Origin of the sequence: Billgrantia antri, from assembly GCF_017868935.1 — a bacterium.
GTDB classification, from domain to species: Bacteria; Pseudomonadota; Gammaproteobacteria; order Pseudomonadales; family Halomonadaceae; genus Halomonas; species Halomonas antri.
The window spans coordinates 3941452-3956134 of the sequence record NZ_CP053383.1; the positions used below are offsets into that span (position 1 = coordinate 3941452).

At 64.5% G+C, this 14683-nt stretch carries 12 protein-coding genes; 6 read left to right on the forward strand and 6 right to left on the reverse strand.

The window, feature by feature from the left end; genetic code table 11:
• Positions 1-41 precede the first annotated feature (41 nt).
• Positions 42-578 carry a DNA-3-methyladenine glycosylase I gene (locus tag HNO53_RS18260; protein WP_209474100.1) on the forward strand — a complete coding sequence of 179 codons (537 nt, stop codon included), beginning with the start codon at positions 42-44 and terminating at the stop codon, positions 576-578.
• Positions 579-609: 31 nt separating this feature from the next.
• Complete coding sequence (locus HNO53_RS18265; RefSeq protein WP_209474102.1) at positions 610-1677, forward strand: metal-dependent hydrolase; 1068 nt, start codon at positions 610-612, stop codon at positions 1675-1677.
• A 3-nt stretch (positions 1678-1680) separates the two neighbouring features.
• Here HNO53_RS18265 and HNO53_RS18270 read toward each other — a convergent pair whose 3' ends face one another.
• The 4 genes from HNO53_RS18270 to metE all read right to left on the reverse strand — a co-directional run bounded on the left by HNO53_RS18270 (position 1681) and on the right by metE (position 6247).
• Positions 1681-2289, reverse strand: a complete 609-nt coding sequence (locus tag HNO53_RS18270) for an FMN-dependent NADH-azoreductase (protein ID WP_209474104.1) — start codon at positions 2287-2289, stop codon at positions 1681-1683.
• A gap of 195 nt (positions 2290-2484) precedes the next feature.
• A complete protein-coding gene (locus tag HNO53_RS18275) occupies positions 2485-3063 on the reverse strand; it encodes a superoxide dismutase (protein WP_209474106.1) in 579 nt (192 codons plus the stop codon).
• Positions 3064-3117: 54 nt separating this feature from the next.
• The gene (locus HNO53_RS18280; protein WP_209474108.1) at positions 3118-3846 is read right to left on the reverse strand and encodes an MliC family protein; all 729 of its coding nucleotides are present in this window, start codon (positions 3844-3846) and stop codon (positions 3118-3120) included.
• A 103-nt stretch (positions 3847-3949) separates the two neighbouring features.
• Positions 3950-6247 (reverse strand): 5-methyltetrahydropteroyltriglutamate--homocysteine S-methyltransferase, encoded by a 2298-nt coding sequence (metE, locus tag HNO53_RS18285; RefSeq protein ID WP_209474110.1) that lies wholly within the window; start codon positions 6245-6247, stop codon positions 3950-3952.
• Positions 6248-6344: 97 nt separating this feature from the next.
• Between metE and HNO53_RS18290 the strand changes: the two genes are divergently transcribed.
• Positions 6345-7259, forward strand: a complete 915-nt coding sequence (locus HNO53_RS18290) for a LysR family transcriptional regulator (RefSeq protein ID WP_209474112.1) — start codon at positions 6345-6347, stop codon at positions 7257-7259.
• Here the strand turns inward: HNO53_RS18290 and HNO53_RS18295 are convergent.
• Together HNO53_RS18295 and HNO53_RS18300 are read right to left on the reverse strand one after the other, a co-directional pair.
• Positions 7246-8883 (reverse strand): ATP-binding protein, encoded by a 1638-nt coding sequence (locus tag HNO53_RS18295; protein ID WP_209474114.1) that lies wholly within the window; start codon positions 8881-8883, stop codon positions 7246-7248. The genes HNO53_RS18290 and HNO53_RS18295 overlap by 14 nt on opposite strands.
• A gap of 3 nt (positions 8884-8886) precedes the next feature.
• A complete protein-coding gene (locus HNO53_RS18300) occupies positions 8887-9600 on the reverse strand; it encodes a winged helix-turn-helix domain-containing protein (RefSeq protein ID WP_209474116.1) in 714 nt (237 codons plus the stop codon).
• A 352-nt stretch (positions 9601-9952) separates the two neighbouring features.
• Here HNO53_RS18300 and HNO53_RS18305 point away from each other — a divergent pair, with 352 nt between their 5' ends.
• The 3 genes from HNO53_RS18305 (at position 9953) to HNO53_RS18315 (ending at position 14672) form a co-directional block, all read left to right on the forward strand.
• Complete coding sequence (locus tag HNO53_RS18305; RefSeq protein ID WP_209474117.1) at positions 9953-12853, forward strand: ribonucleoside-diphosphate reductase subunit alpha; 2901 nt, start codon at positions 9953-9955, stop codon at positions 12851-12853.
• Positions 12854-12931: 78 nt separating this feature from the next.
• A complete protein-coding gene (locus HNO53_RS18310; RefSeq protein WP_209474119.1) occupies positions 12932-14182 on the forward strand; it encodes a ribonucleotide-diphosphate reductase subunit beta in 1251 nt (416 codons plus the stop codon).
• A gap of 160 nt (positions 14183-14342) precedes the next feature.
• On the forward strand, positions 14343-14672 hold the full coding sequence (locus HNO53_RS18315; RefSeq protein ID WP_209474121.1) for a hypothetical protein: 330 nt from the start codon (positions 14343-14345) through the stop codon (positions 14670-14672).
• Positions 14673-14683: the final 11 nt, after the last annotated feature.

Genomic DNA, 14683 nt, shown 5'->3' on the forward strand with positions numbered 1-14683 from the left:
ACCACGGCCTTGCCAATAGCGAAAAAGGGAAAGAGGCGAAAATGTCGCACTATTGTGACCTGGCACCGGGGCACCCCTGGCATGGCCCCTATCATGACGACGAGTACGGTTTTCCCGTCGCCGACGACACGGCACTGTTCGAGCGTCTGGTACTGGAGATCAACCAGGCCGGCCTGTCGTGGCTGACCGTGCTCAAGAAGCGCGAAGCTTTCCGGCGAGCCTTCGACGGCTTCGATGTCGATCGGGTTGCCGCCTTCGGCGAAGCCGATCGTGCGCGGCTGCTCGGCGATGCCGGCATCATCCGCAACCGGCTCAAGGTGGCGGCGGTCATCCACAATGCCGGGGTGATACAGGCCCTGCGCGACGCTCATGGTAGCTTTGCCGGCTGGCTCGACCACCATCACCCGATGACAAAGGACGAATGGGTCAAGCTGTTCCGCCGCACTTTTCGCTTCACCGGCCCGGAGATCGTCGGCGAGTTTCTCATGAGCACCGGCTATCTGCCCGGTGCCCATCGCGAAGACTGCCCCGTTCACCAGCGCATTCTCGCTCTCGGCCCCGCCTGGCAGAAGGCCTGAGCGACCCGGTGCGCGTACGAGAACATACCCCATGGATACCCTGACACAGGCCGCCCTGGGTGCGGCGGTAGGCGGCACCGTTCTGGGTCGCCGCCTGGGACGCAAGGCGGTGCTGATCGGTGCGGTCCTGGGCAGCCTGCCCGACCTCGATGTCTTCCTCGACTATGGCGATGCGGTAGCCAACATCACCGAACATCGCGGCTTTACTCACTCCCTGTTCGTGCTGACGGGGCTTGGCACACTGCTGGCATTGCTCGCCCGACGCCTCGCCACGGCTCGCGACATTTCCCTGGGCCGCTGGTGGGCCTACTTCATGCTGTGTCTGGTGACCCACCCGCTGCTCGACGTGCTGACCACCTATGGCACCCAGATCTGGTGGCCGCTCGCGGTGCGCCCCAGCGCCTGGCCGGTGGTCTTCATCATCGACCCGCTCTACACCCTGCTGCTACTGGTAGGCGTCGGCATCGCACTGATCGGCGGCAACGCCCAGCGCGGCCCCGCCTGGGGACTGTCGCTCTCCTGCGTCTACCTGCTCTTCGCCATGCTCGCCAAGGGCATGGTCGAACAGCGGCTGGCTCCGCTGTTGGCAGAGCGCGGCCTGGAGGAAGCGCCGCGGCTGGTGCAGCCCACCCCGTTCAATACACTGCTGTGGCGGGTGACGCTCATCGACGGCGACCGTCAACACGAAAGCCTGGTGGGCCTGCTGGATGGGGATACGCCACCGATAGTGGAGACCTTTCGCCGCGGCGCCGAGCTCGAGCCGGCCGCCATGGCGCTCGGGAAGGGTCGGCGGCTGGACTGGTTTGCCGGTCCCTTCCTGCGTTACGAGGTGCGCAAGATCGAAGGCCGGGAAACCTTGGTCGCCACCGACCTGCGCCTGGGCTTCCCGGGGTTCTATGCCTTCAGCTACGCCTTGGCGATACGCGAGGAGGAGGCGTGGCTGCCGCTGCAAGTCACCGAGATGGTGACGGCAGACTCACGCGCGGAACTGGATGCCCTGGGACAGCTGGGGGCACGCATGCTCGATGCACAGGCCACCCTGTGCACGAGCCACTTCGTTGCCGATCGCTGGCTTGTCGACGTGCCCCAGAGCTGCTGATGCTTACAGCTCGGCGACCAGCGAGTCGATGGCCTGCCGCGCTTCCTTGAGGGCAGCGTCGCGGCGCCCCTCGCCCATGGCCAGGCCCTCGGCATAGATCACCGAGACATCGCCGATACCGATCATGCCCAGCATCGCCTTGAGATGCGGCGTCTGGGTGTCGAGTTCGGTGCCGGCGTACTGGCCACCGCGAGCGGCCAGGATGACGGCGCGCTTGCCCTTCACCAGCCCCACGGGGCCCTGCTCGGTGTAGCGGAAAGTGACACCGGCACGCATCACCCGGTCGAACCAGGCCTTGAGCTGAGACGGAATGCCGAAGTTGTACATCGGCACGGCCAGCACCAGCACATCATGAGCGTTGAGCTCCTCGATCAGGTCGTCCGAACGTTGCGCCAGCATTTGCTGCTCGGCGGTGCGTTCAGTGGCGGCTGTCTGCCAGCTGCCGAGCTCCTCGAGTCCGAGATGCGGCAGCGATTCGACGGCCAGGTCGCGATGGGTGAGGCTCAGCTCGCCTCGCTGGTCGGCCTGCTGGCGAAAGTGGCTGGCCAGGGCATTGGATTGCCCCTGCTCACCGAGAATGGAGGAAGTGACGAGAAGAATTCGGTTAGCCATGACGATCTCCCTATGGAAGCATTGTGTTATTCGCCATGATACGTGCATTTTTTCGCGCTAAAAGCGCATAGTTTCGCGCAACTCATTCGAAAAATACGAAAATACATGATAGCGATAGGCCCCGCCTAACGACGAAGCCCATCACGGTGCAACCGGACGGCACGCAGGGGTTTCCGCCCCGCTGCTATTTCACGCCTAATCGAAGTTCTGAGCCACGAAGTCCCAGTTCAGTACGCTCCAGATGTTTTCCAGGTATTTGGGACGCGCGTTGCGGTAGTCGATGTAGTAGGCGTGCTCCCATACATCGATGGTCAGCAGTGGGGTCTGGCCATGGGCAATCGGTGTATCGGCGTTGCTGGTATTGACGATGTCGACGCCACCGTCGGCCGTCTTGATCAGCCAGGTCCAGCCGGCGCCGAAGTTGGCCACGGCACTGTCGCTGAAGGCCTGCTTGAACTGGGCGAAGGAGCCGAACCGGGCCTGAATCGCCTCGGCCAGCGCGCCTGAGGGCTCACCGCCGCCATTGGGCGCGAGGCAGTGCCAGTAGAAGGTATGGTTCCATACCTGCGCTGCCTGGTTAAACAGGCTGCCGGACGAGGACTGGATGATCTCCTCCAAAGACTTGTCGGTTTCGTCGGTGCCTTCGATCAGCTCGTTGAGCTTGGTGACGTAGGCCTGATGATGCTTGCCGTAGTGATAGTCGAGGGTCTCGGCGGAAATATGCGGTTCGAGAGCATTCCTGTCATAAGGCAGTGCTGGCAGTTCGAATACCATGTGGTGGCTCCTTGCTTTATTACGGTGAGGACCTGGCCAACCTTCAGCGTCGGGTTACGGCGCGATGCCCTGGCCGCAGCCCCTATACGTCTCCCCATCGATGCTAAGGGTCACGCGCGCGGGAAACGGCTCGCCGCTCATGTCGTCGAAGCAGGCGCGCGCCTCCAGGCGCAGCTCGAAAGGCTGCTGTGCTGCGGCGCTGGCGAGCGCTACCCGACCGTTGGCGTTGTCCATACCGATGACGCGATAGGGCAGCGTCATCTCCCGAGTGCCGTAGTCGAGCACCAGCGTCAGCTCAGGCGCATCGTGTGCCAGGTTGACGTTCCAGCCCGGCTCGTTGCCGCGTCCGTGGAACATCACACCGGGGCGTTGCTGGCGTGTCAGCGCTGCGCGCGCCATATCGGCGCGGCAGTCGAGCTTGCCGTTGGCACTCTCCACCACGGCTTCGCCGCCCTTGTTCCAGAAGCTCAGGTCGCCCTGCTGGTAGCGTGCACCGCTGGCCACCACTGCCGGCGTCAGGCGATAGGCGCCATGTGCCGACCACAGCCGCAGCTCACGCTTGCCGAAGGCGGTCACCAGGTCCTGCTGCGGCGTGCAGCGCCAGGCCTCGAAGCGCTCGGCGCCGCCGGGGAAGAGCATCGAGGGCAACAGCGGCGCCGTGCTGGAAACGGTATCGGCGGAACGCGGCCCATTGCCCGAGGGCGTGGCACATCCGACCAGCAGCAGCGAACCGACAACGAGCAGCAGCCCAGGACGAAGGAGAGGCAAGCGACGGAAGAGCATGGCGATTCCTTGAACGTATGAACGCCCATAGCATAACAGGCACCGGCCCCTTGCGGCCCGGTGCCCGCTTCACGCGCCGCGAACGCCCCCTGCCTGACCGGCGTCAGCCATGGCGTCGGCGCAGTTCGCGTGCCGCCTCGACCATGCTGGCCAGCGCCGGCTCCACTTCATCCCAGCTGCGGGTCTTGAGGCCGCAATCGGGATTGATCCATAGCCGCTCAACGGGAAGACGCTCGGCCGCCTTCTCCATCAATTGCACCATCCAGGCCACCTCGGGCACGTTGGGCGAGTGGATGTCATAAACTCCGGGACCGATCTCGTTGGGATAGGCGAAGTCCCGGAAGGCGTCGAGCAGCTCCATGTGGGAGCGTGAGGTCTCGATGGTGATGACATCGGCATCCAGCGCGGCGATGGCGGCGATGATGTCGTTGAACTCCGAATAGCACATATGGGTGTGGATCTGCGTGGCATCCCGCGCAACCGAGGCGGTCAGGCGGAAACACGCTACCGCCCAGTCGAGGTAGGCCTGCCATTCGCCCTGGCTCAGCGGCAGTCCCTCACGCAGGGCAGGCTCGTCGATCTGGATCGCCGGGATGCCGGCGGCCTCTAAATCGGCCACCTCGTCGCGCAGCGCCAGGGCGATCTGGCGGCAGGTCGTCTCGCGCGGCTGATCGTCGCGCACGAACGACCACTGCAGCATGGTCACGGGCCCCGTGAGCATACCCTTCATCGGCCGCTCGGTGAGCGACTGGGCGTAGCGGCTCCAGGCCACCGTCATCGGCGCCGGGCGGCTCACGTCGCCGACGATGATCGGCGGCTTGACGCAGCGCGAGCCGTAGCTTTGCACCCAGCCGTTGCGGGTAAAGACGTAGCCATCGAGCTGCTCGCCGAAGTACTCGACCATGTCGTTGCGCTCGGCCTCGCCGTGTACCAGCATGTCGATGCCCAACGCTTCCTGGCGCCGTACGGCGTCGGCGATCTCATCGCGCATCTGGCTTTCGTAGGCTTCCCGTCCCAGCTCGCCAGCCTTGTGGGCGCGACGGGCAGCGCGGATCTCCGCGGTCTGGGGGAAGGAGCCGATGGTCGTGGTGGGGAACAGTGGCAGATCGAGCAAGCGACGCTGGGCCCGGGTCCTGACCGGGTAAGGGTTGTCGCGCGAAAGCTCGGCGTCGCCGACCCGTGCCAGGCGCTGGGCCACTTCGGGCCGATGCAGCCGCGGCGAGGCGCGTCGCGCGTCCAGTGCTGTCGTGGCGGCGGCCACCCGGGCGCGATCCTCCGCACTGGCGCGATTGCCCAGCAGTCGCGCCAGGGTCACGGTCTCGTCGAGCTTCTGGCGGGCGAAAGCCAACCAGCTCTTGAGCTCCTCGTCGAGCCCGTCCTCGCCTTCCAGATCCACCGGCACATGCAGCAGCGAACACGAGGGCTCCAGCCACAGCCGCTCGCCCAGGCGCATGCGGGCGTTTGCCAGGCGCTCGTGCAGTGCGCCCAGGTCGGCGCGCCAGACGTTGCGCCCGTCGATGCCGCCTACCGATAGCACCTTGTAACCAGGCAGGTTGTCGAGCACTGCGGTCAACTGCCCGGGAGCGCGTACCGCGTCGACGTGCAGGCCTTCCACCGGCAGATTCACCGCAAGCTGCAAATTGTCACCGAGCCCGCCGAAATAGGTCGCCACCATCAGCTTGACCGGCGCGGCGCGCAGCACGTTGTAGCTCGCCTCGAAGGCCTGTTTCCACACCAGCGGCAGATCCTGCACCAGCGCCGGCTCATCGAGCTGCACCCACTCCACGCCCTGCTCGGCCAGGCGGGCCAGGATTTCACCATAGACCGGCAGCAGCGCCTCGAGCAGGCACAGGCGGTCGAAGCCTTCCTCGCGCGCCTTGCCCAGCCACAGCCAGGTCAGCGGCCCGGTCAGTGCCACCTTGACCGGATGCCCGGCTGCTTGCGCCTCGGCCACCTCGTCGAACAGCCGCGAGCTGGCCAGCGTGAACTGCTGCCCCGCGTGCAGCTCGGGGACCAGATAGTGATAGTTGGTATCGAAGTACTTGGTCATCTCGCAGGCGGCCACCGGCGACCCGCTGGGTGCCCGACCGCGCGCCATGCGAAATTGCGTATCGAGATCGACCTCACCGCGAGCGATTTCATCGTCGGCCTTGAAGCGCGCCGGCACGGCGCCTACCAGGGTGCTTAGGTTGAGTACCTGGTCGTAGAAAGCGAAGTCGCCCACGGTAATCACGTCCAGGCCGGCGTCGCGCTGCACCTGCCAGTGGCGTGCACGCAGCTCGCGGCCGACGCTTTCCAAGGCCTCGCGTTCGAGCTCCCCGCGCCAATAGGCCTCGACGGCCCGCTTGAGCTCGCGGTCGGCGCCGATTCGCGGATAGCCAAGCACATGAGCTAATGTCATGATAATTCCCTCTACGCATGAATGTTGCCGTAGAGTCTCGCCGGCCCTTACAGGTGAATCAAACTAAATATATTAACTCAAAACTTGAATTCCGCTCATGATAGAACTCCGTCATCTTCGTACCCTGATCGCGCTGCGCGATGCCGGCTCGCTGGTTGAGGCCGCCGAGCGAGTTCATCTGACCCAGTCGGCCCTGTCGCACCAGATCAAGGATCTCGAGGAGCGGGTGGGCACGGCACTGTTCGTGCGCAAGACTCGACCGGTCGAATTCACCCGCGCCGGGCAGCGCCTGTTGTCCCTGGCCGAGCAGGTGTTGCCCCAGGTGCGTATGGCCGAGCGCGACGTCGCCCGGCTGATCGGGCACGAGCCGGGGCGCCTGCACATGGCCATCGAGTGCCATAGCTGCTTCCAGTGGCTGATGCCGACTATTGATCGTTTCCGCGATCACTGGCCGGAAGTTGAGATCGACATTCCCGGCGGACACCACTTCGATCCGCTGCCGGCGCTGGCTCGCGAGCAGCTCGATCTGGTCATCACCGCCGATCCGCAGCCGCTCTCCGGGGTCTACTACGAACCGCTGTTCCGCTACCAGGGTCTGCTGGCCGTCGCACGTCAGCATCGCCTGGCCGAGCGAACCTACGTCGCGCCCGAGGATCTCGCCGGCGAGACCTTGATCACCTACCCGGTGGAGCATGCCCGCCTGGACGTTTTCACCCAGTTCCTCGATCCCGCCGGCGTGCGCCCCCGCGAAATCCGTACCGCTGAACTCACCGTGATGATGATGCAGTTGGTGGCCAGCGGCCGTGGGGTCTGTGCGCTGCCCAACTGGGCGTTGACGGAGTATCTGGAGCGCGACTACGTCAAGGCGGTAGGCCTCGGGGAAGCGGGCATGTGGAGTACGCTGTATGCGGCGATTCGTGACGAGAGCCGAGAGCAGCCATGGATGGAGGACTTCTTGCGCACGGCCCGCGAGACGTCGTTCGCCGTGCTGGAGGGAATCAAGCCGGCCTGACCGGCAGCTTGGCCCTGCCGGCCGGCCCCAGCGGTAGCAGCAACGAAAAGCGCGCTCCGCCCAGTTCCTGGCTGTCGTCGACCACCACGCTGCCGCCGTGCCAGGCCATGATCTTCTGCACGATGGAGAGCCCCAGCCCATACCCCCCGCTGCGCCGGGTACGACTGTCGTCGAGCCGCGCGAAAGGCTTGAAGATGGCCTGCCTCTCCCCGGCCGGCACGCCGGGCCCATCATCCTCGATGTCCAGACGCACCAAGCGCGATTCCAGCGTGATTCTCACCAGCACCCGCGAGTGAGCGTGCCGGCAGGCATTGGCCACCAGGTTCTGCAATGCCCGCTGCAGATAGCGCGGATCGGCCTGGACCTCGACCTCGTCTCCCCGTGCCAGTGTCAGACGCAGATGGGCGTGCAGCGGCGCCAGCGTCTCGATGACCCGTTCGGCGACGGCGCGACAATCGACCTGGGTACGCTCCAGCTCGGCCCCGTTGACCATACCGCTGTCGAGCCGCGCATAGGTGAGGATTTCGTCGATCAGCTGGTCGAGTTCCTCGATGTCGCTGTCGATGCCATGCAACTGACGGTGAATGGCGGGATCATCGGTCATGTCCTCGACCATCTGCATGGCAAAGCGAATCCGCGCCACCGGTGTGCGCAACTCGTGGGACACCGCACGGATCATCTCCTGTTGCGAGCGAAGCAACGACTGCACCTGAGCCGCCATGGCGTTGAAAGCCATGCCGACCCGCCCGATGAAACCGCCGGCATCGACCTTGACCCGGGTATCCAGGCGCCCGCTGGCGATGCGCCCCGCCGCCAGCTCGAGCCGCGCCAGGCGCGCCTCGACGCCGCGTACGATGAGATAGATGATCGCCGCCAGCACACCGAGCATGATCACCAGGACCAGCAGCAGCAGTGAAGTAGGGGTCGGCTCCAGCGCCGAGACCGGGCCGATCGACAACCACTGGCGAGAGCCGTCGGCAGCCGGCACGGCGAGATGGACGGTCAGCGCCCCTTGCCCCGGCATCAGGCGGATCACCAGTTCGCCGTCGCGCAGACGGGTGAGCTGATGGCTGTCGAGCCCTTCGGGTGCCAGGTCGTTGAGGCGTATCGGCAGGGCCTCGCTGGTCACGCCCTCGAGGCGTCGACGACGGACATCGCCGTCGACCTCGGCCAGCCAATCGCCGAGCATCTGGGCCAGCCCGCGTAGCTGGCGCTCGTTGAGCCCCGAGAGACGAGCTTCCAGGATTCGCTCTTCATTCGGCAAGCGGCGGTAGAGTCGCCAGTCCCCCTCGGCCAGCACCTTAACCAGCACCCGACCTCGCTCGACCCGTCGGAGCTCGAACCAGCCGAGCTCGGTGGCCTCCGGTTCGCGCAAGGATAGGCGCATGTTGAGCATGTCGGATTGCTGTGTCAGCCACTCACCGCGCTCTTGGGCCGGCAAGGCCGCCACCCGCCAGGTGAGGAGCTGCAGCGGTGCTTCGGCCAGCTGTTCGCGGTACTGCTCGACGCGTACCCGATCGACCAGCGCCAGCCCAATGAGGGCCAGGCCAAAAGTCAGCAGCAGTGCCAGGGCCAGGGCCAGATAGACACGCAGGAAGGAGCCATCGGCCAGGAACCGCTGCATCGGTCAAGCATCCTTGACGAACAGGTAGCCTTTGCTGCGCACCGTCTTGATCCGGTGTGGATGGTTGGGGTCGTCACCGATCTTGGGGCGAATGCGTGAGACCCGGACGTCGATGGAGCGGTCCTGGCCGTCGTACTTGATACCCCTAAGGTCGCTGAAGATCTCTTCCCGGGTGAGCACACGTCCGGCGTTGCTGGCCAGCAGCCACAGCAGATCGAACTCGGCGCTGGTAAGGTCGATGCGCTCGCCCTGCAACCAGGCTTCCCGTGTGGCGCTGTCTATTTCCAGATTACCGAAGGTGAGACGCGCCTCGCCGGACTGCTCGGCGTTCTCCGCACGGCGCAGCAGCGCCCGCATGCGCGCCAGCAACACCCGTGGCTGAACTGGCTTGGGCACATAGTCATCGGCCCCCATTTCCAAACCCAGCACTTGGTCCATGTCGTCGGTACGGGCAGTCAGCATCAGGATCGGCCCGGAATAGTCGGGTCGGGCCCGGCGACAGATCGACAATCCGTCCTCACCGGGTAGCATCAAATCGAGAATCACCAGATCCGGCTGCAGCGTCAGTATCTGGTCGACACCCCGTGAACCCTCGGCCTCCACCGTGACCTTGAAGCCATTGGATTCCAGGTAGTCGCGGGTGAGTTCGGCCAGGCGCACGTCATCCTCGATAATCAGCACGTGTTCCATGTCGCTACTTTCCAGGTTGTCATCCATCCTAGTCATCCCCGTGCTGGGCTTCGTTATCACTCGGGACACCCTGTCCCGCCAATTTACAGGTCAAGGATACCCGAAATAGGTTCTTTCGCCTGCCTTTCATGCCATTTCGCGTCCTTGCTGCTTGCCAGCGAAGCATAGCCCGGACTTGGGCAACAACCCAAAGGATGCCCCCCGCCGAGTCACAGCTCACCCACAGGTTATCCACTTGAAGGCGACGAAAAAGCACACTATCTTGTGCTTTCAAAAGAGAACGACACAAGATGATGTGCATTTACCAAGCCTTGCTTCGGCTGTCAATGCCTTCGTCGCCAAACACCTCCTCTCCCCACGCAGAAGGGATTATCGGTTCATGGAACTCCAGACCCCCGACCCGACCGACCTGTCGCTCACGGCTCCGCAAGCCCTGCGCGTGATCAAGCGCAACGGCGACGTGGTGTCCTTCGATGCCGACAAGATCGCCGTCGCCATGCGCAAGGCCTTCATTGCAGTGGAGGGCGACAACGTCAGCGCCTCTTCGCGGGTGCGCGACTTCGTCGAGCAGGCGAGCCAGAGCATTGCCGCGGCCTTCCTGCGACGCATGCCCGATGGCGGCACCCTGCACATCGAGGACATCCAGGACCAGGTGGAGCTGGCGCTGATGCGTGCCGGTGAGCAGAAGGTGGCGCGTGCCTACGTGCTCTACCGCGAGGAGCATGCCCGCGCCCGTGCCGCCGCTGGTGCCGATATCGAGAAGCCGCACCCCTCGCTCAACGTGACCCTGGCCGACGGCAGCCGTCGACCGCTGGACCTCGGCCGCATCGAGACACTGGTATTCGATGCCTGTGCGGAGCTCGACAACGTCGACCCCAACCGGATCGTCGAGGAGTCGCTGAAGAACCTCTATGACGGCGTCTCGGTGGACGGCGTATCCCAGGCGCTGATGATGACCGCGCGCACGCTGGTGGAGAAGGAGCCCAACTACACCTATGTCACCGCGCGCCTGCTGCAGGACAGCCTGCGCCGCGAGGCGCTGTCGTTCCTTGGCATCGCCGAGGAGGCCACCTTCGGCGAAATGGCCGAATTCTACAAGCCGGCGTTCCAGGCCTACGTGGCCCGCGGTATCGAATTCGAGCAGCTCGACCCGAAGCTTGCCGAGTTCGACCTCGAACGCCTCGGCGAGGCGCTTGACCATACCCGCGACAACGCCTTTACCTACCTCGGCCTGCAGACGCTCTACGACCGCTACTTCATCCATCGCGACGACGTGCATTACGAGCTGCCCCAGGTAATGTTCATGCGCGTGGCCATGGGGCTGGCACTGAACGAGGATGATCGCGAGGCGCGCGCCATCGAATTCTACGAGCTGCTCTCCAGCTTCGACTACATGGCCTCCACGCCGACCCTGTTCAACTCGGGCACCGTGCGCAGCCAGCTCTCCAGCTGTTACCTCACCACCGTGCCCGACGAGCTGGACGGCATCTACAGCGCTATTCGCGACAACGCCCTGCTCTCCAAGTGGGCAGGCGGCCTGGGCAATGACTGGACGCCGGTGCGTGCGCTGGGCTCCTACATCAAGGGGACCAACGGCAAGAGCCAGGGCGTGGTGCCGTTCCTCAAGGTAGTCAACGACACCGCGGTGGCGGTGAACCAGGGCGGCAAGCGCAAGGGCGCGGTGTGTGCCTACCTCGAGACCTGGCACCTCGATGTCGAAGAGTTCCTCGAGCTGCGCAAGAACACCGGCGACGACCGCCGCCGTACCCACGACATGAACACCGCCAATTGGGTGCCCGACCTGTTCATGAAGCGGGTCTTCGACGACAAGGAGTGGACGCTGTTCTCGCCCGCCACCTGTCCCGACCTGCATGACCTCTACGGCGCCGCCTTCGAGCAGCGCTACGAGGAGTACGAGGCGATGACCCGCTCGGGCCAGCTCAAGCTGTTCAAGCGCGTACGCGCCAAGGACCTGTGGCGCAAGATGCTCTCGATGCTGTTCGAGACCGGCCACCCGTGGATCACCTTCAAGGATCCGTGCAACCTGCGTAGCCCGCAGCAGCACGCCGGCGTGGTGCACTCCTCCAACCTGTGCACCGAGATCACCCTCAACACCAGCATCGACGAGATCGCGGTGTGCAACCTCGGCTCGGTCAACCTGGCCCAGCACGTGGTCGACGGCCAGCTCGACGACGCCAAGCTGAGGAAGACCGTGCGCACCGCGGTACGCATGCTCGACAATGTCATCGACATCAACTATTACGCGGTACCCCAGGCCAAGAACTCCAATTTCAAGCATCGCCCGGTGGGACTCGGCATCATGGGCTTCCAGGATGCCCTCTACGCCCAGGACATCGCCTACGCCTCCGAGGAGGCGGTCACGTTCGCCGACCGCTCCATGGAGCTGGTCAGCTATCACGCCATCGAGGCCTCCAGCGATCTCGCTGCCGAACGCGGCCGCTACCAGAGCTTCGAGGGCTCGCTGTGGAGCCAAGGCGTACTGCCGATCGATTCAATCGAGAAGCTGAAGCAGGAACGTGGCGACAAGTACATCGAAGTCGATACCTCGACCACCCAGGACTGGGGCCGCATTCGCCAGAAGATCGCCGAGCAGGGCATGCGCAACTCCAACGTGATGGCGATCGCTCCCACCGCGACGATCTCCAATATCTGCGGCGTGTCGCAGTCGATCGAGCCCACGTATCAGAACCTCTACGTGAAGTCGAACCTCTCCGGCGAGTTCACCGTGGTCAACGCCTACCTGGTCCACGACCTCAAGGCTCGCGGCCTGTGGGACGAGGTGATGATCAACGATCTCAAGTACTACGACGGCTCGGCCCAGCCCATCGAACGCATTCCCGACGACCTCAAGGCCAAGTACGCCACCGCCTTCGAGGTGGAGCCGAAATGGCTGGTGGAGGCCGCCGCGCGGCGCCAGAAGTGGATCGACCAGGCGCAGTCGCTGAACCTCTACATCAAGGGCGTATCGGGCAAGAAGCTCGACGTGACCTACCGCATGGCATGGTTCCGCGGGCTCAAGACCACCTATTACCTGCGCGCCCTGGGCGCTACCTCGGTGGAGAAGTCCACTGTCGACCGCGGCACGCTCAACGCGGTGAGCAACCAGGCACCTTCGGCCGCTCCGGCACCGGCTTCCTCCTCGGCACCCGCCCGCGAGCCGCGCGGCGTGGAGGACTTCCTGACTGGCAAGGCGGGCAGTGGATCCCGCGCACCGAGCGCTGCGGAGATAGACGATCTGGGTTGCGAGGCCTGCCAGTAGGTGAATGACTGACTTCGCACGCAACGAATTTTTCTGATCCGAACGATAGCTCGGATCCAGCCAAATAAAGGTGAACCCATGCTGAACTGGGACGAATTCCACGAGGACGAAGCCACCGTCGCCGAGCAGCCGGCCAAGGCCACGCCGGCGCCTGCCGCCAAGCCGCAGCCCGCCGCGGCTGCCACTGGCGGTGTAGTCAAGGAGAGCAGCGGCAGCTACAAGGTGGCCGAAAGCGACCGCCTGGAGCGGGCGCGCAAGTCGCTCGAAGAGCTCGACGTGGCCGCTGGCCTCGAGGAGCTGGAGATGGGCGCTGCGCGTATCGAGGTCAGCGACAAGCAGATGATCAACGCCCGCGCCGACCTCAACCAGCTGGTGCCCTTCAAGTACGAGTGGGCATGGCAGAAGTACCTGGACGGCAGCGCCAACCACTGGATGCCCCAGGAAGTGAACATGAACGCCGACATCGCCCTGTGGAAGAGCCAGGACGGCCTCACCGAGGACGAACGGCGCATCGTGATGCGCAGCCTGGGCTACTTCTCCACCGCCGACTCGCTGGTGGCCAACAACCTGGTGCTGGCGCTGTATCGCCTGATCACCAACCCCGAGTGCCGCCAGTACCTGCTGCGCCAAGCCTTCGAGGAAGCGATCCACACCCACGCCTATCAGTACTGCGTGGAGTCGCTGGGCATGGATGAGGGCGAGGTCTTCAACATGTACCGCGAGGTGCCCTCGGTGGCCGCCAAGTCGGCCTGGAGCCTCAAGCACACCCAGTCGCTGGCGCGCCCCGACTTCAACACCGGCACGCCCGAAACCGACCAGGAGCTGTTGCGCAACCTGATCGCCTTCTACTGCGTGACCGAAGGCATCTTCTTCTATTGCGGCTTCAGCCAGATCCTCTCGATGGGCCGGCGCAACAAGATGACCGGCGTCGCCGAGCAGTTCCAGTACATCCTGCGCGACGAGTCGATGCACCTGAACTTCGGCGTCGACATGATCAACCAGATCAAGATCGAGAATCCGCACCTGTGGACGCCCGAGTTCCAGGACGAGGTCACCCAGATGATCCTCGAGGGCACCGAACTCGAGATCGCCTATGCCCGCGACTCCATGCCCCGCGGCGTGCTGGGCATGAACGCCGCCATCATGGAGGAGTACCTGCACTTCATCTGCAACCGCCGCCTGGCCCAGATCGGGCTCAAGGAGCAGTTCCCCGGCGCGCAGAACCCGTTCCCGTGGATGAGCGAAATCATCGACCTGCGCAAGGAGAAGAACTTCTTCGAGACCCGCGTCACCGAGTATCAGGTCGGCGGCGCGCTGAGCTGGGACTGAGTCACCCCCACGTGCCCCACTCGCTCGGGTGGGGCAATCGCCAACCGACACAGGAGCCAACGCCTTAAGTAGTTTCCCATCGCCAGCCACTGGCCATGCCGCCGTTTTCGCTACACGCCCTGGCTGGAGCCTTGAACACTGACGCAGTGAGGTAAACGACATGGGCAGTTACTACGCAAGTATCACTACCCAATCCGATGGGGCACTCGCTCCTCGTGACTCCCAGGCCTGGCAGCATGCCCTGGCACTGGCGCTGGCCGCGCACGACAGCGAGGACGCCCTGGCCCGCTATCCTCATGTGGCCTTCGCCTTCCCCTCTACCGCCCCCAACCCCTATACACGCGAATATCCGCTGCTCGACTATCGTGAGCTCAAGGAGTGGGCAAGCTCGCGGGGCTGGCGAGTCCGCCCCGCTCCCGAGCGCGCTCCGGCGGGTGAAAAATACAGCCCTCCGGTACGCTTTACGCGGTTGCCTTCGCGCTATCACTGAGGTGCTGCCAC

Bases quoted from the DNA above. Each gene is read 5' to 3' on its own strand.
- HNO53_RS18260 (WP_209474100.1), top strand. From the start codon at position 42: ATGTCGCACTATTGTGACCTGGCACCGGGGCACCCCTGGCATGGCCCC.
- HNO53_RS18265 (WP_209474102.1), top strand. From the start codon at position 610: ATGGATACCCTGACACAGGCCGCCCTGGGTGCGGCGGTAGGCGGCACC.
- HNO53_RS18270 (WP_209474104.1), bottom strand. From the start codon at position 2,289: ATGGCTAACCGAATTCTTCTCGTCACTTCCTCCATTCTCGGTGAGCAG.
- HNO53_RS18275 (WP_209474106.1), bottom strand. From the start codon at position 3,063: ATGGTATTCGAACTGCCAGCACTGCCTTATGACAGGAATGCTCTCGAA.
- HNO53_RS18280 (WP_209474108.1), bottom strand. From the start codon at position 3,846: ATGCTCTTCCGTCGCTTGCCTCTCCTTCGTCCTGGGCTGCTGCTCGTT.
- metE (WP_209474110.1), bottom strand. From the start codon at position 6,247: ATGACATTAGCTCATGTGCTTGGCTATCCGCGAATCGGCGCCGACCGC.
- HNO53_RS18290 (WP_209474112.1), top strand. From the start codon at position 6,345: ATGATAGAACTCCGTCATCTTCGTACCCTGATCGCGCTGCGCGATGCC.
- HNO53_RS18295 (WP_209474114.1), bottom strand. From the start codon at position 8,883: ATGCAGCGGTTCCTGGCCGATGGCTCCTTCCTGCGTGTCTATCTGGCC.
- HNO53_RS18300 (WP_209474116.1), bottom strand. From the start codon at position 9,600: ATGGATGACAACCTGGAAAGTAGCGACATGGAACACGTGCTGATTATC.
- HNO53_RS18305 (WP_209474117.1), top strand. From the start codon at position 9,953: ATGGAACTCCAGACCCCCGACCCGACCGACCTGTCGCTCACGGCTCCG.
- HNO53_RS18310 (WP_209474119.1), top strand. From the start codon at position 12,932: ATGCTGAACTGGGACGAATTCCACGAGGACGAAGCCACCGTCGCCGAG.
- HNO53_RS18315 (WP_209474121.1), top strand. From the start codon at position 14,343: ATGGGCAGTTACTACGCAAGTATCACTACCCAATCCGATGGGGCACTC.